This is a genomic window from Solwaraspora sp. WMMB335, assembly GCF_049179075.1.
In the GTDB taxonomy this organism is placed as follows: Bacteria; Actinomycetota; Actinomycetes; order Mycobacteriales; family Micromonosporaceae; genus Micromonospora_E.
The window spans coordinates 7,702,329-7,721,114 of the sequence record NZ_JBMHMF010000001.1 but is presented as its reverse complement, the minus strand read 5'-3'; the positions used below and the strand labels follow the sequence as shown (position 1 = coordinate 7,721,114).

Annotated in this window: 17 protein-coding genes; 8 read left to right on the top strand and 9 right to left on the bottom strand. The window is 71.4% G+C overall.

From position 1 onward, the window contains the following. Nucleotides 1-30: 30 nt before the first annotated feature. Nucleotides 31-2,466: a hypothetical protein gene (locus ACN27F_RS33140; RefSeq protein WP_421439508.1), complete on the bottom strand. Its 2,436-nt coding sequence runs from the start codon at nt 2,464-2,466 to the stop codon at nt 31-33. A gap of 485 nt (nt 2,467-2,951) precedes the next feature. After that, nucleotides 2,952-3,851 carry a 1-deoxy-D-xylulose-5-phosphate synthase N-terminal domain-containing protein gene (locus ACN27F_RS33135; protein ID WP_421439506.1) on the bottom strand — a complete coding sequence of 300 codons (900 nt, stop codon included), beginning with the start codon at nt 3,849-3,851 and terminating at the stop codon, nt 2,952-2,954. 284 nt (nt 3,852-4,135) lie between these two features. Here ACN27F_RS33135 and ACN27F_RS33130 point away from each other — a divergent pair, with 284 nt between their 5' ends. From ACN27F_RS33130 to ACN27F_RS33105, 6 genes are all read left to right on the top strand, one after another. After that, nucleotides 4,136-4,927, top strand: a complete 792-nt coding sequence (locus ACN27F_RS33130) for a FadR/GntR family transcriptional regulator (protein ID WP_421439504.1) — start codon at nt 4,136-4,138, stop codon at nt 4,925-4,927. Between the two features lie 242 nt (nt 4,928-5,169). After that, nucleotides 5,170-5,955, top strand: coding sequence for a class I SAM-dependent methyltransferase (locus ACN27F_RS33125; protein WP_421439503.1), 786 nt, complete (start codon nt 5,170-5,172; stop codon nt 5,953-5,955). A gap of 5 nt (nt 5,956-5,960) precedes the next feature. Continuing rightward, nucleotides 5,961-7,046, top strand: a complete 1,086-nt coding sequence (locus ACN27F_RS33120; protein ID WP_421439501.1) for a FecCD family ABC transporter permease — start codon at nt 5,961-5,963, stop codon at nt 7,044-7,046. 60 nt (nt 7,047-7,106) lie between these two features. Beyond that, on the top strand, nt 7,107-8,096 hold the full coding sequence (locus tag ACN27F_RS33115) for an ABC transporter substrate-binding protein (protein ID WP_421439499.1): 990 nt from the start codon (nt 7,107-7,109) through the stop codon (nt 8,094-8,096). Further along, nucleotides 8,093-8,884 carry an ABC transporter ATP-binding protein gene (locus ACN27F_RS33110; RefSeq protein ID WP_421439497.1) on the top strand — a complete coding sequence of 264 codons (792 nt, stop codon included), beginning with the start codon at nt 8,093-8,095 and terminating at the stop codon, nt 8,882-8,884. The genes ACN27F_RS33115 and ACN27F_RS33110 overlap by 4 nt, the downstream gene beginning before the upstream one ends. Next, complete coding sequence (locus ACN27F_RS33105; RefSeq protein WP_421439495.1) at nt 8,881-9,576, top strand: class I SAM-dependent methyltransferase; 696 nt, start codon at nt 8,881-8,883, stop codon at nt 9,574-9,576. The genes ACN27F_RS33110 and ACN27F_RS33105 overlap by 4 nt, the downstream gene beginning before the upstream one ends. Before the next feature lie 152 nt (nt 9,577-9,728). On the opposite strand, the gene ACN27F_RS33100 is transcribed toward ACN27F_RS33105, so the two are convergent. Beyond that, nucleotides 9,729-10,466 (bottom strand): DUF981 family protein, encoded by a 738-nt coding sequence (locus ACN27F_RS33100; protein WP_421439493.1) that lies wholly within the window; start codon nt 10,464-10,466, stop codon nt 9,729-9,731. 584 nt (nt 10,467-11,050) lie between these two features. On the opposite strand from ACN27F_RS33100, the gene ACN27F_RS33095 reads away from it, so the two are divergent. Together ACN27F_RS33095 and ACN27F_RS33090 are read left to right on the top strand one after the other, a co-directional pair. Further along, complete coding sequence (locus tag ACN27F_RS33095; protein ID WP_421439492.1) at nt 11,051-11,176, top strand: hypothetical protein; 126 nt, start codon at nt 11,051-11,053, stop codon at nt 11,174-11,176. 143 nt (nt 11,177-11,319) lie between these two features. Then, complete coding sequence (locus ACN27F_RS33090) at nt 11,320-12,024, top strand: cysteine hydrolase family protein (protein WP_421439490.1); 705 nt, start codon at nt 11,320-11,322, stop codon at nt 12,022-12,024. Between the two features lie 65 nt (nt 12,025-12,089). On the opposite strand, the gene ACN27F_RS33085 is transcribed toward ACN27F_RS33090, so the two are convergent. From ACN27F_RS33085 to ACN27F_RS33060, 6 genes are read right to left on the bottom strand one after another with little or no spacing between them, the layout of a single operon-like run. Then, nucleotides 12,090-13,808: a class I adenylate-forming enzyme family protein gene (locus ACN27F_RS33085; protein WP_421439489.1), complete on the bottom strand. Its 1,719-nt coding sequence runs from the start codon at nt 13,806-13,808 to the stop codon at nt 12,090-12,092. Then, the gene (locus ACN27F_RS33080; RefSeq protein ID WP_421439487.1) at nt 13,805-14,707 is read right to left on the bottom strand and encodes a TIGR03619 family F420-dependent LLM class oxidoreductase; all 903 of its coding nucleotides are present in this window, start codon (nt 14,705-14,707) and stop codon (nt 13,805-13,807) included. Before ACN27F_RS33080 ends, ACN27F_RS33085 begins: the two co-directional genes overlap by 4 nt. Then, nucleotides 14,707-15,618, bottom strand: coding sequence for an enoyl-CoA hydratase (locus tag ACN27F_RS33075; protein WP_421439485.1), 912 nt, complete (start codon nt 15,616-15,618; stop codon nt 14,707-14,709). The genes ACN27F_RS33080 and ACN27F_RS33075 overlap by 1 nt, the downstream gene beginning before the upstream one ends. Then, nucleotides 15,615-16,784 carry an acyl-CoA dehydrogenase family protein gene (locus tag ACN27F_RS33070; protein ID WP_421439484.1) on the bottom strand — a complete coding sequence of 390 codons (1,170 nt, stop codon included), beginning with the start codon at nt 16,782-16,784 and terminating at the stop codon, nt 15,615-15,617. Before ACN27F_RS33070 ends, ACN27F_RS33075 begins: the two co-directional genes overlap by 4 nt. 53 nt (nt 16,785-16,837) lie before the next feature. Further along, nucleotides 16,838-17,977, bottom strand: coding sequence for an acyl-CoA dehydrogenase family protein (locus ACN27F_RS33065; protein WP_421439482.1), 1,140 nt, complete (start codon nt 17,975-17,977; stop codon nt 16,838-16,840). 3 nt (nt 17,978-17,980) lie between these two features. Next, the gene (locus ACN27F_RS33060; RefSeq protein ID WP_421440592.1) at nt 17,981-18,754 is read right to left on the bottom strand and encodes an enoyl-CoA hydratase family protein; all 774 of its coding nucleotides are present in this window, start codon (nt 18,752-18,754) and stop codon (nt 17,981-17,983) included. Nucleotides 18,755-18,786: the final 32 nt, after the last annotated feature.

The window sequence follows — 18,786 nt, the reverse complement described above, 5'->3', positions numbered from 1 at the left end:
TCCCCGACGGACGATACGGAGAGGCGGGAATCATGGTTTGGTGACCGGCTCCGGCCAGGCCGCCACCTCGATGGATTCGAGGTCGTCCAACAGCCGACGCGAACGCACCTCGCCGTCGACGTCGCCCAGGCGGGCGAACGTCTGCTGGGCGGCGAGAAGCAACTGCCGAGCTCTCGGCGGTGCGCTGGCGGATCGCCGGCGCTGGAAATCGAGTTGCTGCGCCAGCGCGAGCACCGTCGCGGCCTCTGCCTCCATCCACCGATCGCCACAGGTCCGCAGGGTGATCAGCGCCTCTTCCAGAACGGCTGTCGCCGCCTCGGTCCGCCGCTCGGCGAGTAGGGCGCGGCCGATCGCCAACCGGCTGTGGCCAACTCCGTAACGGTGGCGGATTTCGGTGAAGCCGTCCAACGCGCGGAAGCCGTACTTTCGGCCCTCCTCGTACCGGCCGGCCCGCAGTGCGACCAGCGCGCGCTGGTGCCGGATCCACGGACGCCACAGCCTCCGGCCATGTGCGCTGACACGCGTGCGCCGATCCGCCTCGCGGAGCGTCTCGGCGGCCTCGTCGAGCGATCCGGTCGCGAGCAACGCGCCCGCGTACGCCCACAGGACGCTCGGCAGCAGACGCGCTCCGCTGCCACCGGCGTGGCCGCACAGTTCCCGGGCGGAGTCAGCGGCCGCGAGTGCCTGCTCCGCCCGACCTGCGAGTACCCGGTTCACCGATCTCTCCCGCAGCACCCGGATCTCTTCCTTGACGTCGCCGATCTGCCGGGCGATCCGTAGCGCCTGGGCGATCTCGACGGCTCCTTCGTCCACCTTGTGCTGCCGGTTGCGCAGGTTGCCCAGCGCCCGGCGGGCCCGGGACTCCGACGCCGCGGACCGATCCTCGGCCCGCAGCGCCGCCTCCGCGCAGGCCGCTCCTTCCTCGATCCAGCCGAGCTCGGCGTAGATCTCGGCCAGCGCGGCGAGCCCGAGTGCCTCACCGGCGTCGCTGGCATGACTGCCCCGCTGGCGTAGGTGCCGGGCATGGGTGACGGCATCCCGGGCCGCGTCCAGGGCGGCCGCGAGACGGCCGTCGTCGAGCAGCCGGTAGACAGTGCCGGCCAGCAGATCGGCCGGCCGACGCTCGCCACGTCGTTCCCGCTCGGCCTGCAGCATCGCCTCGGCGGCGGCCTGCTGCTCGGAGGAGAGGACGCGGATCAGGTGCGCCCGGGCGTACGTGCGGACATAGTCCGGCACCCGGTAAGTGACGACGCCCACGCTGTCGAACCGTTGGTGTGCCAACCGCGCATTTGCCAGCCGCTCCAGCAACTGCCGAGCGGTGCGCAGTTCATGATCCTCACGGTCGAGGGCGGCGTCGTCGGAGCCGACTCGCCCGTCGTCCGGAAGTTCGTCAGCCGACTCGTCGTCGGCTGGATCGACGTTCGCGCCCGGCCACGGACGATCCGGATAGCTGCGCCGCCCGGCTGGTAGGTCGTCCAGCAGTCCCTGGGCGATGGCCGGTTCTGGCACCGGTGGCTCCCGATCGTGGCCAGCGCCGCTGGCGTTGGCGCATCCCCGCATCAGTGCGGCGAGCATCCAGCTGGCGACGTTCTCCGGGTGTCCGTTCTCGGCGGCTCCGAGTAGCCCGAGTAGTACCAGACCTTGGCGTTCCTGCTTGGTCAGCATGGCGAAGCTGAGATCGAGGGCGCCGGCGAACGGTGTCAGGTCCGGATCCTCGTCGCGGTTCGCTGCCACTTCCCGCATTCGCTCGACGGCAAGCTCCAGGGTCCAGCTACGCCGGCCGGCGAGGGCCGCACCTGCGATGTGCAGTGCGACCGGGTATCTCGCGGTGGCCTCGACGATCGTGTCGACGGCAGCCGATTCCCGGTCGGGCATCGGTTCGGACCGACCCAGCAGTTCCAACAGGGCCTCGCGGGCCGGTGCCTGATCCAGTCGGCCGAGCGTCAGCGCGACATGGGCGTCGAGACCGCGAATGGGACCCGGGGAGGTGATGATCAGGGCACAGCGTTCGCCGGCGGGCAGGAGCCGGCGGATCTCGTCCAGCCTGGTGAAGTTGTCAAGGATGACCAGGACCGCGAGCTCCGCAGTCCGTTGCCGGTACCAGAGTTCCAGGTCGGCGGGTGGCGGCTCATCGCCCCTGGCCGGTTCACGCAACGCCCAGTAGACGGCGTCGAGAACGTCACCGGTACGCATGTCCGGCCGACCGTCCGCGTCCACCAGGACCTGTCCGTCCGGAAACGAGTCGGCGAGCAGGCCGGCGACGGTGATGGCCAGCGCGGAGCGACCAATTCCGGTTGGCCCGGACAACACCACGATGGTTGGACGACCATTCGGTCTCGCCAGCTTCCGGCGGATTTCCTCGATGTGCCAGTCGCGACCGAGCAGGATGGTCGGCGGCGGTGGCAGGTCGGCCGGCACCAGATAGCGGCGCGGCTCGCCGGTGTGGCCTTCGAGTCCGCCTGGCACCGAGGCACGCGGTGGTGGCCTGCGTCTGTGGTGTCGAAGCGCCGCGATCACCAGAAAGCCGGCCACCAGTCCGCTACCCGCCGCGACAAAGATCCAAAGTATACCTTCGTCAGTGATCGTCGGTTGGTTGAGATACGGAGCGAAGATCAGAAATACCACTACGAAGGCGATACTCACGACAACGCCGACTGACGGAAGTTTCATGAGGCGCACGTCGACCTCCTCGGGCGATAGCGCCATCATGCACTCGCGCGGCAAGTGGAGACAGCCCATGTCCACCGAGCGGCCGCGGATTTCAGCGGTATCGGACCACTTGTCGACAGTTGTTGCCACGCGGCCAGCAGAATGGACATTCGCTCTCGGACCGTCGGACGACCGCACCCAGCCGCGTATCCACCCTCGGATGGCTCACCGGCGGGTTGGTTCCGCCTCGGATTCGCCGGGGATCAGCGCGGCTCGCGCCCGGTGTCCCTTCAGATCGTCGTTCAGTCGGCCAGTCCGAGGTAGGTACGTGCGTTGCCCCGCAACAGAGCGGCCTTCTCGGTCGCGGACAATCCGGGATTCGTCCGGATGACCTCACCCGGCGGTTGTTCGCCCAGCGGATACGGATGATCGCTGCCGAGCAGGACCCGGTCCGGTCCGACGGTCTCCAGCCCGTGCCGGGTCGAGGTGCGGGCGATCACGATGGCCGGCCGGTCAGTGGCGACGGCGTGGTCGACGGCCGCGTCGTGCCCGTCGACGTCCCGGGCGTCCCAGCCGAACGACCGCCACTTGTCGGCGATGGGTTCGACCGTGGTGATCTCCGTGACCGGGCCGTCGACCTGCGAGTCGTTCGCGTCGAGCAGGACGGTCAGGGCGCCCAGGCGGTGATGGCCGGCGAACATCGCCGCCTCCCAGAGTTGGCCCTCCTCGAGCTCGCCGTCGCTGACCACGGCGAGGGTGCGCGAGTCCGGCCGGCCCTGGAGGCGGTCGGCCAACGCGAAGCCGACCGCGGCGGACAGCCCCTGGCCGAGGGAACCGCAGGTGAGGTCGACCGCCGGCGCCCGCTCGGTGCCGATCGCCTCCAGCCGGGAGCCGTTGTGCCCATAGGTCCGCAGCTCGTCGTCGTCGAGCATGCCCCGCTCGGCGGCGGCGGCGAACGCGGCGATGACGTAGTGCCCGGGCGAGACCACCAGCCGGTCGGTGCCCGGACGGTAGTAGCGCCCGTAGAGGACGGCGAATCCCTCGGCCGACGACAGCGCCTGCCCCAGGTAGCCCAGCCCGTGCATGGCCACCATCCGTACGGCGTGCAGCCGGATCCGGGCGGCCAGCCCCGGTAGCTGGGCGACGGGCAGCGGATCGGCGACGGCCGGGCGGCGCGGGGCAGACTCGTGGAACGGAATCATGCTAACCTCTACTGGTAAAGTGGCTAAGCCGCTTTAGTAAGGCATAGCGTCAAGCACCACGTCAACCCGCAGCTGCGTGAAGGGTTGGGCCCGGCGGTCTCGCGTCACCAGGCACGGCGTGCGTAGGCTGACAACTCGTCGCGCCACGAGCAGACGCCACGAGCAGACGCCACGAGCAGACGCCACGACCGGGGCCACGACCGGGGCCGGGAGCGTCCGACGAGCACGCGGTGGGACCAACGCGACGTGGGACGAACGGCGTGTCCGGCTGGAAGGGATCGGGGATGGCATCGACGGAATCCGCACCGGCGGGCAACGGGGCGCGCCCGCGCAACGTCGTGCAACTCGGCGCGGTCCGCCCGGTCACCGCCAACCGGCTCGCCGACGACGTCGCCGAACAGATCCGGCAACTGATCATCAGCAAGAACCTCGCCGAGGGTTCCCGACTGCCCTCCGAACGCCACCTGGCCTCGATGTTCGGGGCCAGCCGGCCGATCGTCAGCCAGGCCCTGCGCGCCCTGTCCCTGATGGGTCTCGTGGAGATCAAGCAGGGTTCCGGGGCGTACATCATGCGTCGCCCCGAGTCGGCCATCGCCGCGTCGGTCAACCTGATGCTCGATCTCGACCGGCAGTCCCTGTCCCATTTGGTCGACCTGCGGCTGTGGCTGGAGACCCTCGGCGCGACCGAGGGCATCCGGCGACCGCAGGCCGACCTCGGCGATGTCCGCGCAGCCCTGCACCGGCTCAGCGAGAGCATGGCCGGCGGCACGTCCGCGTGGATCGCCGCCGACACCGTCTTCCACGCCGCCGTCGTCCGTACTTCCGGCAACCCGTTCCTCGCCTCGATCTACGAGGCGATCCATACCGCCGTGATCTCCTACGAGTACGACGACTGGGTGAGCCGGGATCGCGTACCGGACTGGCTGCTGCCGGACAACGCCGACGCCCAGATGGCCATCCACAAGCCGATCCTGGATGCGATGGCCGACCGGGACGACACCGCCGTGCGGACCGCGATCCGGCATCACCACGACGTGATGCTGCAGCACATCGAGCGCAGCCGCGCACAGCGGTAGCCGTACCTCGCCCTACCCTTGCCGCAGGTCGGGGCTCCCGCAGTACCGGCTGCCCACCGCCCGGGACGTGCCACCGTCGAGGTACGGGTCGTCGCGGCGGCTCTGCCGTCGTCTGATCGCCGGTGACCTTGACCACCGGGTAGTTGCCCAGCCTCCCGGGCACCGTTAAGTTCTCGCTGGTAGTTGCCAAGATCTGGCAACTACCAGCTGTTGACGTCAACGGAGACTCGGGGGACAGCCAGATGACCGCCACGATCGACCGCTGGCAGCAGCTGCTGGCGTCCTGGGACGCCCAGCAGACCGGATACCTGCCCCGCCGCGAGGAACGCTTCGCCGTCATGGCGAGAACCATCGGCGAGGTGATCGGCGACAGCTTCGTCGCACTCGATCTCGGCTGCGGGCCGGGCTCGCTGTCGCAGCGCATCCTCACCGCGTACCCCGGTGCCACGGCCGTCGCCGTCGACTCCGACCCGTTGCTGCTGGAACTCGGTCGGCAGACCCTCGCCCGGTACGCCGAGCGACTGCACCTGATCGACGCCGATCTACGCGATCCGCACTGGCACCACCGGCTCGGCGTCGAGAATGTCGACGTCGTCGTCTCGACCACCGCGTTGCACTGGCTCGATCCGGGCACCCTGTACGCCGTCTACCGCCGGGCGGCGGATCTGCTACGTCCCGGCGGTCTTCTGCTCAACGGCGACAACCTGCCGTACGACACGACGCAGTCCACCCACCAGAGGCTGGCCGCGGCGGCCGACGACCGCGTCACCCACCGGGCCTTCGCCGTCGACGGCGTTCCCGACTGGGCGCGGTGGTGGGCAGCGGCCACGGCCGATCCACTGCTCACCGCCGTCGCCGAGGAACGCGCAGCCCGCCGGCAACAGGCCGACCGGACGTACGGCCCACGCGACGCCGAACAGGTCACCCCACTGTCCACGCACGTCGCCGCCCTGTCCGCAGCCGGATTCCGGGAGATCGGCACGATCTGGCAGCACCACGACGACCGGGTCCTGCTCGCCGTCCGATGACGACGATGCCGGTCGTCCAACCGATGGACCATGGCGAGGTGCTCGGTGTCACGGCCCGTCGCCGCCGCACCGTGTTCTGGCTGCTCGCGTTGACGGCCGGGCTGATCGTGACCGCCGTCGTGGCGATCGGCTCCGGTGCCGTCGGCATCCACCCGATGACGGTGGCCCGGATCATCGGACACCACCTCGTCGGGCTGCCTGCCGAGGTGACCTGGACGCTGCCGGAGGAGGCCATCGTGTGGCAGGTCCGACTGCCCCGCGTGCTGCTCGGCATACTCGTCGGCGCCGGGCTGGCCGTGTGCGGGGTGGCCCTGCAGGCCATGGTCCGCAACGTGCTGGCCGATCCGTACCTGCTGGGCATCAACTCCGGCGCCGCCAGCGGCGCGGCAGCGGCGATCCTGTTCGGCGTCGGCGCCGGCTTCGGGCAGTACGCCCTGTCGGCCAGCGCGTTCGTCGGCGCGCTCGGTGCGTCGACGCTGGTGTTTCTGATCGCGCGCAGCGGCGGTCGGATGACCTCGATCCGACTGCTGCTGTCCGGCGTCGCGGTCGGCTACGCGCTGTATGCGAGCACCAGTTTCCTGATCTTCGCCTCCGGATCCGCCGAAGGCGCGCGTTCGGTGCTGTTCTGGCTACTCGGCTCGCTCGGGCTGGCCCGCTGGGACGCGCTGCTCGCGGTCGCCGCGGTCGTACTGGGCGCCACGCTCGCCTATCTGACCGTCGCCGGTCGCCGGCTGGACGTGCTGGCGATCGGTGACGAGACCGCGCAGACCCTGGGCGTGTCGCCGGACCGGTTCCGGCTGCGGCTGCTGCTGATCGTCTCGCTCAGCGTCGGCGTGCTGGTCTCCGCCGCCGGCAGCATCGGTTTCGTCGGGCTCGTCGTACCCCATCTGGCCCGACGCATCGTCGGGGCGGCCCACGTGCGGGTGGTGCCGGTGGCGGCGCTGCTCGGCGCGATCCTGCTGGTCTGGGCCGACGTGCTCGCCCGGGTCCTGCTGGCACCGCAGGAGATCCCGATCGGCATCATCACCTCCCTGCTCGGCGCGCCCTTCCTGCTGATCCTGATCCGGCGCCTGCACGCCACCGCCGGCTGAACCGTTCCGCGACATCGCCCGACCGCCCCACCGACCCAAGAAGACCTGACGGGAGAAGTTGTGAAACCGACTCAGATCGCTGTCGCCGCCTTCGCCTGCGCCGCCGTGCTGCTCTCCACCGCCTGTGGCGGCGGCACCGACGACGAGGCAGCCGCCACGGGCGACGGATATCCGGTCACCGTCGTCAACTGCGGTGTGGAGGTGACCTTCGACTCCGCCCCGCAACGGGTGGTGCTGCTCAAGAGCGCGGCCGTGCCGTACTTGCACTCGCTCGGCGTGCTGGACCAGGTCGTCGCCCGCGCCGGGCAGTACCCCTCGGAGTACTACGACACGCAGACACTCGCCGAACTGGACCGGATTCCGTTGCTCACCGACAAGACCGACACCAGTGGACACCTGCAGATCTCCAAGGAGGTGGTGATCAGCCAGCAGCCGGATCTGGTGCTCGGTGAGGTGGACAACCTGTCCCGGGACACGCTGTCGGCCGTGAACATTGCGCTGCTGGAGGAGCCGGCGATGTGCCCGGGCAGCACCGACGTGCCGAGCTTCGAGGACATCTACGCACAGCTGGAGACCTACGGCGAGGTCTTCGGCCGCCCCACGCAGGCCAGCGCCGCGGTGACCGCGCTGCAGGAACGGATGGCGCAGGTGCAGGCCCAGGCCGATGCGGCGTCGGGACGTACCGCTGCGGTGCTGTATCCGACGGTGGGCGGCGGGGCGACGTACGCCTACGGCACGGCCAGCATGGCGCACCCGCAACTGGAAGCGGCCGGCTTGCGCAACGTCTTCGCCGACGTCGAGGAGCGGGTCTTCGAGGTCACCGTCGAGGAGCTACTCGGCCGCGACCCCGACGTGCTGATCCTGCTGTACAGCGACGGTGACCCGGCAGCGGTCGAGCAGGGACTGACCGGCCTGCCCGGAGCGGAGAACCTCACCGCCGTACGTAATGGGGATCTGCTGACCCAGCTGTTCAACTTCACCGAGCCACCGACGCCGCTGTCGATCGACGGGCTCGAGCGGATCGTGCAACGCTTCGCGGTGAATCCGTGATCGAGGCGGCCCGGGTCTCCTGGCGCTACGGCGCCAACCCGGTGATCGACGCGGTCAGCGTGACCGCACGGCCCGGACGGGTGCTCGGGCTGATCGGCCCGAACGGCAGCGGCAAGACGACCCTGCTGCGGCTTCTCTACGGCGCGCTGCGTAGCGACACCGGCGCCGTCTCGGTCGACGGCGACACCCTGCGCGATCTGCGCGCGCGGGAAGCGGCGCGGCGACTCGCCGTGGTCGTGCAGGAAAGCGGCGGCGAGACCGCGTTGACCGTGGCCGAGTTGGTCCTGCTCGGACGCGGACCGCATCTGTCGACCTTCCAGCGTGCCGGCCGGTACGACCAGCAGATAGCGGCCCGGTGTCTGGCCCGGGTCGGTGCCACCCACCTCGGCGCGCGGGCGTTCGCCAGCCTTTCCGGCGGGGAGCGTCAGCGGGTGCTGATCGCCCGGGCGCTCGCCCAGCAGGCCACCCACCTGCTGCTCGACGAGCCGACCAACCATCTCGACATCCGGTACCAGCACGAGATCCTGCACCTGGTCCGTACCCTGGGCACCTGCTCGATCGTGGTGCTGCACGACCTGAACCTCGCCGCCCGTTACTGCGACGACCTGGTGCTGCTGGGTCACGGTGGGATCGTGGCCGCCGGCACCACCGACGAGGTGCTCGACCCGACCGTCATCGAGAGCGTCTACGGGATCGGCATCCAGCGCCTGGATCTCGACGGTGCCATCCATCTGCTGTTCCACCCGGTCACCGCCGACCCGGACACGGCACAGCGGAGCACCGCGTGACCGCGCAGGATCGCATCAACACGTACTGGACCGGCCGGGCGCCGAGCTACGACGAGCACGTCCAGCGTCCGGACCGGTTCACCGCCGACCAGCAGGCGTGGTCGGTGATCTGGGCACAGGCGCTGCCACCGGCTCCGCTGGACGTACTCGATGTCGGCACCGGCACCGGGCAGGTGGCCATGGTCCTGGCCGGACTCGGTCACCGCGTGACCGGCATCGACCTGTCCGACGGAATGTTGGAACGCGCCCGCAGGCACGCGGCCGAGTTGCCGCGCGGTCCGCGCATCCGGCACGGTGACGCCGTCGCGCCGGACTTCCCACCCGGCAGTTTCGACGCGGTGACCAGCCGATATCTGATGTGGACTCTGCGCGAGCCGGATGTCGCGGTGGCCAACTGGGTACGGCTGTTACGCCCCGGTGGCAGGGTCGCGGTGGTCGACAGCGCCTGGTTCCCCGATGGCCTGGACAACGCTTCGGAGAACTTCGCCGGCTGCTACGACGAACGGGTCCAGGCGGTGCTGCCGCTGGCGACGGCGACATCCATGGACCAGACCGTCGCCATCCTGGAGCAGGCCGGACTGACGGACGTCACGGTGACCCCGCTGAAGTCGATCTTGGAACTGGACCGGCGATTCGGCGTCGCGCCACACCACGACATCCGGCTGCAGTACCTGGTCGCCGGCCGGGTCTGACCGGTGCGCCGAGCGGCGGACTTCGTCGCCCTGCCGGCCAGGGCCACCAGCGACGTTTTTCGTCGCCCACTCGTAGGTGAGACGCCGGGCTGGTACCGGCGTCTCACGGGTCGCGGCGGGCACGGCCTCGGGCGAGGCCGCGTGCTAGCGGATCAGATCCGGTACTCCGTACCGAGACGAAGGTTGATGTCCAGGCCAGCGTGGGTGTAGTAGTTCATGATGCTGAACAGGGCGAACACCAGTCCGCTGCCGAACCAGAGCCACCGGGCGGCGGTGAGCAGCCATCCCGGACGCAGGCGGCTCAGCGGTGCCAGGATGGCACCGAGGCCCGCGGCCAGGTACAGCAACGCGAAGAAGGTGTTTTCCACGAGCGGATAGCTGTTGAGCAGCCCGGTGATCGGTTCGGCCGCCGGCGCACCGCCGACGATCTCGAACCGTGCGATGGCGACGGCACAGGCGATCAGGACGCCGCCGAGTCCGAAGACGACCACGGCCACCGGCGTGAGATCGACCTGTTGCAGGCCGGCGAGGTCGCCGCGCAGATGCCAGAGGTAGACCGCCGCGGCGAGCAGCAGAACGCCCAGGATCAGGCATGGCTCACCGAAGATGAAGTTGAGCGGTGGGTTGACGGTCAACGGCCAGGTGGTCGCCATCAGCGCACCCAGCGGCGCGAGAATCAGACCGAGCGCACCGAGTGCCACCGCCCACAACCGTGGATCGAAAGTGCCGCCGGCTGGTACCACCACCGCCGCCGGCCGGTCCCCCGCAAGGTCGGGATCGACCTTCTCGAACGCCGGCAGGGCGGCCACGGCGGCCCGTCGGAGCAGTAGCGACACCAGGATCAGCGCCAGCCCGGCGACCACTCCCATGGACGTGTTGTAGAGAATCACGTGCCCTCCCTCATGTGGTGTCGACCCTTGCCTGGGATCGGTGCCGTGTCGTCGGCATCCGCCCGTCACCATGACCGCGGCCGCCGCTGCCTGAGCAGCGGCACCGCGCGGTCGGATCCGCCTGGTCATCCGCAACCGCGACGGCGACCGATCCCGTGCTGCCCGCGCGGCCGTAGCCGGCTGTCGGCGCGTCACGGTCCGGGAGTCGCTCGTCGAGTTCGGGGACCCGGCCCCAGGTGGTACCGGTTGGAGCGGATCCGCGTGGTGATTCCTGCGCGACCACAGTGGTCGCCGGTTCGCGTCGCATCCAACCAACGGTCAGCTGGGCTGTAACCACATAGATACAGTACGTAGTATCACCCTGTCGGCGCTAGGGTCTGGCCGGGGCCATCTCGATCATCCATAGTGACAATCGCCGGAACACCGGATGTCCTGCCGGCGACGCGGCACCGGGCCGTGCGGCACCGGATACACCAGATACACCGGCGACGATTCACCACCCACCGGCCGCCGACCGGACCGCACCGCGGCGGGCACGGGCTATCCTGTCGGTACAGCCCACACTGGACGGCAAGGAGATCGCCATGCGCCTACGAGCGATGATCACGACCACCGCCGCGCTGCTGGCCGCCACCGCGGCGGCCGTCATCGTCGGCCTGAGCCAGTCCCAGGCAGTCTGGGACCTTGCCGGCTACACCTGGTCCAACTGACGCCAGCCGCCGCTTGCGCGTCCCGCACCTCGGGGCACCCGGACGACGTCGACCCAGGTCAGCACCGCCACGACCGATTGCCACCGGCGGACGTGACACCTATCCTCAACCAAGCACTTGCTTGGCAGGTGTCCCGTCCGCCGATGCCCCGGGAGCCCCTGATGGCCCGCACCTACCTCGGGCACGTACTGCCCGACCGTCTCGACGACAAGATCGTCCCGTCCCGTACCGCCCTGCTCGTCATCGACATGCAGAACGACTTCGTCCATGACGACGGCCACTGCGCCAAGGCCTTCGGTCGACCGATGGTGACCGGCTTCCAAGGCGTGGTCGCACCGATCAAGCGGCTCGCCGCCGCCGCTCGCGCCGCCGCAGTGGCGGTGCTGTATTCCCGGGTCGTCCAGCAGCCGGACGGCTCTCTCGCCTCTGCGGTCTGGCTCGCCGACAACCTGCGTTTCGGCTTCGAACCGCTGCACTGCATGTACGGCACGTGGGGCTGGCAGATCGTCGACGAGCTCGCCCCCCAGCCGGGCGACGCCGTCTTCGACAAGATCCGCCGCAGCGCGTTCATCGGCACCCAGCTGGACAACATGCTGCGGGCCCGGGACATCCGCGCCATCGTCGCGACCGGGATCGCCGGCACCGGCTGCGTCGAGTCCACCGTGCGCGACGCGATCGAGCGGGACTATTTCACGGTCGTCGCGGCGGACTGCATCGCCAACAACAACGCCGAGCTGACCGCCGCCTGCGAGCCGGTCTTCCGTGGCCTGCTCGCCCCCGAGGACTGGACCACCAGCGACACGGTCATCGCCGCCTGGACGGCCGCCGCACCCGCGCCGGGGCGCTGACCGCCGTGGGTGCGGCCCCGCTCACGGTGCCGCACCCACCACTATCCGAACCGCATGACCCACCACTATCCGAACCGCGTGGCGGCGTCGGCACGCAGCTTGGCCTTGTCGGCCTTGCCTCCGGCGCTGAGCGGCAACGAGTCCAGAGTGACCAGACGTTCCGGCCATTCGTACTTCGACACGCCCCGGGCGGCCAGATCGGCGCGCAACTCGTCGAGCGTCAACTCGGCCCGGTCGGTCGTCACCACGTACGCACAGGCCCGCTCGCCGAGCACCTCGTCGGCGGCGGGCACCACCGCCACCTGGGCGACGCGCGGACAGCCGCCGACCGCTTCCTCCACCGCCAGCACGCTGATGTTGTGCCCGCCCCGGATGATGAAGTCCGCCACCCGGCCGGTCACCGTCAGATAACCGTCGGCGTCGATCCGGACCAGGTCGCCGGTGAGCATCCACCCGTCCGGGCGCACCAGTTGCCCGTTGGCCACCGGGTCGTCGTAGTAGCCGGGCGTCAACCCGGGACCACGGGCGGCGCACTGTCCGGGCCCACCGGTCGCGGTGACGTCCCGGCCGTCGGCGTCGAACAGCCGTACCCGCATCTGCTCGATGGTCCGCCCCGCCGTGGCGAGTCGACGCGCCCGGTCGTCGTCGACCCGGGTGACACTGATCGGGCCGGCCTCGTTGGACCCGTAGAACTGCAGCACCGCGCAGCCGGTCCGCTCCTCGAACCGGGCGGCCCGCTGCGCCGGCACCCGCTCGCCGCCGGTGAACAGCACCCGCAGCGACGACAGATCGCGGCGGCCGAACCCGTCGGCGTTGAGCATCATGACGAACTGGCTGGTCACCGCCGCCAGCACGGACACCCGGTGCCGCTCGATGAGCGCCAGGGCATCTTCGGCGTCGAACTCCTCCACCAGCACCGTCGGGTACCCGTACATGGTGGGCACCACGTGGCCGCTCCACTGGCCGAACCCGTACGGCGCGGGCAGCACGGACGCGAACACCTCGTCCGGGCCGAACCGACCGGCGTCGGCGGCCAGCGGACCGAAGTACTTGCGGGTGTTCATCGTCTGCATCACGCACTTCGGCAGCCCGGTGGTGCCCGAGGTGGAGTTCAGGAAGAACAGGTCGTTGGCGCCCAGCGAACGACCGGCGACGGCGGCCACGGCAGCCGCCGCGTCGGGCAGCTCCACCCGGTCTCCGTCGCGCCGCAGGGTCAGGTCACCGGACGGGTCGACGGCCACCGTCAGGTGCGTCAGCGGACCCGCCGTGCCCCCGTCGGCACCCAGCTCGGCGGTCACCGCACCGGCGTCGCGACCCCGGTGGGTGGGGCGGGTCACCAGTGCCGACGCGCCGGTACGGCGTACCAGGTGCCGGATCTCCGCGGTCCCGGCGCGCGGTCCGATGCCGACGGTCACCAGGCCGGCCTTCTGCGCGGCGAGGTACGCCACGTGCACCAGTGCCCCACCGGTGAGCAGGGTGGCGATCCGCTCGCCGGGGCGCAGGCCGGCGAGCGCGTACGCACCGGCCAGTCGGGTGCTCAACCGGTCGTAGGCCGACCAGCTCAGAGTGGCGTCGGCGGCGATGAAGGCCGGCCGGTCCGGGCGGGTCGCGGCGTGCCGGGCGACCATCGCCGCGATCGTCTCGTCGTCCCAGTGCCCGGCCCTGGTGTATTCGTCGATGGTGGCCTGGTCGAACACGGCCGCTCGGGCAGCGGTGGCGGCCGGATCCGGGGTGGCGGCCGGACCGGGATCGCCGGACGGATCAGGGGTGCCGGTGGCGGTCATGACGAATCTCTCCCGGTGGTGCCGACGGGGTGGGAATCGGGCCACAGCGGTGCGAGCCGCTCGGCGACGGAGTCGAGCGCGGCCCGGCGGTCCGCCGCCGTGGCACCGGCGGGCAGCCGGGTGAACGGCGCCACCACCAGGTGTTCCAGGCCGGCGTCGCGGTACGCCTCGGCGGCGGCGACGCTGATCTCGCCGGCCAGCCGCACATGGTGGGTGAACGGCCCGCCGGCACCGGAGCGCTCACGCAGCTCGTCGATCTGCCGGCACAGCCGGGCCGACGTCGCCAGATCCACGTCCGGGCCGAACCAACCCGAGCCGTGGCGCGCGGCGCGGCGCAGCGCGGCCGGGCTGTGCCCGCCGACGACGACCGGCACCGGCGGGTGCGGCGGCGGACCGAAGTGGACGGTCGGGAAGGCGAAGAACCGGCCGTGATGGGCGACCGGCTGGCCGGACCAGAGCAGGTCGAGCACCCGCAGCAGTTCGTCGGTGCGGGCACCCCGGGTGGTGAAGTCGACCCCGAGCGCGGCGAACTCCTCGGCCATCCAGCCGACCCCGACGCCGAGCACCGCCCGGCCGGCGGACAGCTGCTGCAGACTCGCCCAGGCCCGGGCGATCAGGAACGGATCGCGCAGCGGCGCGATCAGCACTCCGGTGCCGAGCCGGATCCGGCTGGTGCGGGCGGCCAGGTGTCCCAGTGTCACCAGCACATCGACCAGGGGGGTGCTCGGCCGGATCCCGGGGTCGCCCGAGCGCCGGTACGGGTAGATGCGGGCGTAGCGCGCCGGGGTGACGACGTGGTCGGCGAGCCAGACCGTGTCGAAGCCGAGGCGTTCGGCGTGGCAGGCCAGCTGCGTGTACTCGGTCGCCGGCAGCCCGAACAGCTGTACGTCGAAGCGCATCAGCGGGCCTCGGCCGAGTCGCCGCCGCCACCGCCGCGACCCGCGCCACCGCCGGCGCGCCGGGCGTCGGCGGCGTCCTCGCGCATCGTCCGCGCATCGTGACCGGCCAGCGGATCCTCGCCCACCTCGGCGTTGTGCGCGTGCGCCACGTGGTGCAGGCCGAACACCGAGTCCATCCCGGCCCGCAGGCCCATCAGGTCCTCGGCCTGGTTGACCGCCTTCTTGGTCAACGCCAGTCCCAGCCGGGGCATGGTGGCGATCCGGCGCGCGACCTGCATCGTGTGCTCCCGCAGATCGGCACGCGGCACCACCCGGTTGACCATGCCCAACGTCAGTGCCCGGTCGGCGTCGATGCGTTCGCCGAGGAACAGGAACTCCTTGGCCTGGCGAGGTCCCATCACCCAGGGGTGGGCGAAGTATTCGACACCGGGAATGCCCATCCGGACCACCGGATCGGCGAACTGCGCGTCGTCGGCGGCGATGATCAGGTCGCAGGACCAGGCCAGCATCAGGCCGCCGGCGATACACGCGCCGTGCACCATCGCGATGGTCGGTTTGGGCAGCTCACGCCAGCGCCGGCACATCCCGAGATACACCTCGGACTCGCGGGCGAACCGGCTCTCCGCACCGGGCTTGCCGACGTGGTCCCACCACAGCCCGGCCCGACGCGGGAAGCTGCGGTCGATGTCGCGGCCGGGGGTGCCGATGTCGTGCCCGGCGGAGAAATGCTTACCGGCCCCGGCCAGCACCACCACCGCGACGTCGTCGTCGGCGGCGGCCCGGTAGAAGGCGTCGTCGAGGGCGTAGGTCATCGCCGAGTTCTGCGCGTTGGCGTACCGGGGACGGTTCATGGTGATCACCGCCACCGGCCCGTCGGTGGCGTAGCGGACCACGTCAGCGTCGTCAGTCACGGGGCAGCCTCCTCCTGTCTGGTCGTTACGGCCGGCAGGCCGGCTGTCCTGGCCGTTGCGGCCGGCAGGCCGGCTGTCCTGGCCGTTGCGGCCGGCAGGCCGGCTGTCCTGGCCGTTGCGGCCGGCAGGCCGATCGCGGTGCCGATCCGGTCCAGGTGGGCATCGGTACCGGCGTTGTCGGCGGTGAGGGCCCACACCCGCTTGGCGTACAGGTGCAGGTCGTACTCGACGGTGTAGCCGATCGCGCCGTGACACTGCAGCGCGGTCCGGGCGGCGCGGTCGGCGGCGTCGGCGGCGAGCAGGTAGCCGGCCGACACGTCGACCGGGCGACTGGCCGCGCCGGTGGCGGCCGACCAGGCGGCGGCCAGCACCACCGGCTCGGCCAGCTCCAGCCCGCGCAACGCGTCGGCGAGTTGGTGCTTGACCGCCTGGAAGCTGCCGACCGGGGCGCCGAACTGGCGGCGGGTGCTCACGTGCGCGACGGTGAGATCGAGCAACCTGCGGCCCAGCCCGACGAGGTGCGCCGCGGCGGCCAGGGTGGCCCGGTCAGCGGTCAGCGCCAGCAGGTCGGTGGGAGCGTCCAACCGCAGCGGGTCGGCCGGGACGGCCCCGGGCCGCACGCCCGGCTCAGCGCCGCCTGGCCGCTCGGTGGCGAGGCGCAGGGCCGCCCGGGAGCCGTCCATGGTCGACACGGTGGTCGCGGTGGCCGCGTCCAGCGCGACGAGTCGGGGTCCGTCCGGATCGTGCGGCAGCAGCGCCAGATCGGCCCGCTGCCCGTACGGGATCAGGCCGCTCGCTCCGGCGATGGCGACCCGGCACCGGCCGGCGGTGATCGCGTCCAGATGCCCGCCCGGGTCGCCGAGCGCGGCCAGCAGCGGGCCGACCACCGCCGCCGTCTCGGCCACCGGTAGCGGCACCGCCGCGTAGCCGGTGGCGATGAGCACCGGCGCCAGGTCCACGTCTGCCAGCCCGAGCCCGCCGGCCGATTCGGGCAACGCCGCGGCGAACACGCCCATGTCGGCGAGCGCGGCCCAGAGCCGGTCCAGCCGTTTCGGGTCGCCACCGGGCCAGGCGGCCCGGACCACCTCGGCGGGACATTCGGCGGCGAGCAGATCGGCCACCGCGTCGCGGAAGGTGACCTGATCCTCGGTGAGGGCGAACCGCACGTCGTTCCCTTCTCTCGTGGTCCGGCAGGGGTGGGCGTCCCGGTCGGGCGTCGCTAGCGGCGGGGCAGGCCGAGCAGCCGCTCGGCGACGATGCCGCGTTGGATCTCGTTCGTGCCGGCGTAGATCGGTCCGGCCAGCGAGAACTGGAACCCCCGGGTCCACTCGCCGTCGAGTTCGGCGTCCGGGCCGAGCAGCTCCAGCGCGGTGCGGTGCAGCGCGATGTCCAGCTCGGACCAGTGCAGCTTGTTGATGCTGGCCTGCGCGCCGGGTGGGTCGCCGTCGAGAATCCGGGTCACCTGGGCGAGGGTGAACAGGTGGTACGCGCGGGCGCCGAGCCACGCCCGTACCACGTCGTCGCGCAACCGCGCGCTGAGCCGGTCCGGCCGGTCGCCGGCCAGCGTGACCAGCCGGTCCACGGCGGCGGTGAACCGGCCCGGCGGGCGCAGGGTCAGCCCACGCTCGGAGCCGGTGGTGGCCATCGCGACCCGCCACCCGTCGCCGACGCCGCCGACGACGTCGGCGTCCGGGACGAAGACGTCGTCGAGGAAGACGTCGGCGAACCCCTCGTCGCCGTCGAACCGGCCGAACCCGCGTACGGTGACCCCGGCCGCGTCCAGCGGCACCAGGAAGTAGGTCAGGCCGCGATGGCGCTGCTGTCGCGGGTCGGTGCGGAACAGCCCGAACAGATGGGTGCAGAACGCCCCCCGGGTGGTCCAGGTCTTGTGCCCGGTGAGCCGCCACCCACCGGCCGCGTCGTCGCGCGTCGCCCGGCTGGTCAGCGCGGCCAGGTCGCTACCGGCGCCCGGCTCGGACCAGCCCTGGCACCACAGCTGGCGGGCGGCGGCCATCGCCGGCAGGACACGGTCGCGCTGCTCGTCGGTGCCGAACTCGAACAGCGTCGGGGCGAGCAGGAAGATGCCGTTCTGGGTGACCCGCTGCGGGGCGCCGGCGGCGGCGTACTCCTCCTCGAAGATCAGCCACTGCCACAGCGAGGCGTCCCGACCGCCGTAGCGGCGCGGCCAGGACACCACCGACCAGCCGGCGTCGAAGAGTCGACGTTCCCAGTCCAGGTGGGCGGCGAAGCCGTCACGGGTGTCGCCGGAGGGCAGCGGGCGGGCCGGGCGGTGGGTACGCAGCCAGTCGCGGGCCTCGGCCCGGAACTGCTCGTCGGCGGGGTCGGGACGCAGGTCCATCGGTCAGCCCTGCCCCGCCTGGCCCGCGTCCGGCTCGGCCGGCCGGTGGCCGAAGGTGTCCCGCACCCGGTGGGCGACCCCGGAGAGGTTGAGCTCGAAGGTGAATCCCTGCTCGTAGCGGTAGCTGCGTTTGACGTCCCACAGGTCGATGCCGTTGAGCGACTCCTTGGCCGCCCGGATCACCGCCGGATCCTTGGCGGCGATCCGGGCGGCCAGGTCCAGCGCGGTGGCCCGCAGCTCGGCGACCGGGACCACCGCCAGCACCGACCCGTAGCCGTGCAGCTCGGCGGCGGTGGCGGTGGCGGAGGTGTAGAGCATGGCGCGGGCCCGGTGCTGCGGCACCAGTCGCGACAGGTGGGTGGCCGCGCCGAGGGCGCCCCGGTCCACCTCGGGCAGCCCGAAGGTGGCGTCGTCGCTGGCGACGATGAGGTCGGCGTTGCCGGCCAGCCCGATCCCGCCGCCCAGGCAGAAGCCGTGCACGGCGGCGATCACCGGCACCGGGCAGTCGTAGACGGCGGCGAACGCCGCGAAGCAGCCCCGGTTGGCGCCGATCAGCGCGTCGTGTCCGGGATCGGCCTGGATCTCCTTGATGTCGACCCCGGCATTGAAGCCGCGCCCCTCGGCGCGCAGCACGACGACCCGGGTCGCCGGGTCCGCGCCGACGGCCGTGATCGTCTCGGCCAGGCGGTGCCAGCCGGCGACCGGCAGCGCGTTGACCGGCGGCCGGTCGACGACCACCTCGGCGACCCCATCCCGGTCGGTGGTCACGGTGACCATCGAGGGTCGTCGCGGGATGTCTGCTGTGGATG

Bases quoted from the DNA above. Each gene is read 5' to 3' on its own strand.
- ACN27F_RS33135 (WP_421439506.1), bottom strand. From the start codon at position 3,851: ATGATTCCGTTCCACGAGTCTGCCCCGCGCCGCCCGGCCGTCGCCGAT.
- ACN27F_RS33130 (WP_421439504.1), top strand. From the start codon at position 4,136: ATGGCATCGACGGAATCCGCACCGGCGGGCAACGGGGCGCGCCCGCGC.
- ACN27F_RS33125 (WP_421439503.1), top strand. From the start codon at position 5,170: ATGACCGCCACGATCGACCGCTGGCAGCAGCTGCTGGCGTCCTGGGAC.
- ACN27F_RS33120 (WP_421439501.1), top strand. From the start codon at position 5,961: ATGCCGGTCGTCCAACCGATGGACCATGGCGAGGTGCTCGGTGTCACG.
- ACN27F_RS33095 (WP_421439492.1), top strand. From the start codon at position 11,051: ATGCGCCTACGAGCGATGATCACGACCACCGCCGCGCTGCTGGCCGCC.
- ACN27F_RS33090 (WP_421439490.1), top strand. From the start codon at position 11,320: ATGCCCCGGGAGCCCCTGATGGCCCGCACCTACCTCGGGCACGTACTG.
- ACN27F_RS33085 (WP_421439489.1), bottom strand. From the start codon at position 13,808: ATGACCGCCACCGGCACCCCTGATCCGTCCGGCGATCCCGGTCCGGCC.
- ACN27F_RS33080 (WP_421439487.1), bottom strand. From the start codon at position 14,707: ATGCGCTTCGACGTACAGCTGTTCGGGCTGCCGGCGACCGAGTACACG.
- ACN27F_RS33065 (WP_421439482.1), bottom strand. From the start codon at position 17,977: ATGGACCTGCGTCCCGACCCCGCCGACGAGCAGTTCCGGGCCGAGGCC.
- ACN27F_RS33060 (WP_421440592.1), bottom strand. From the start codon at position 18,754: ATGGTCACCGTGACCACCGACCGGGATGGGGTCGCCGAGGTGGTCGTC.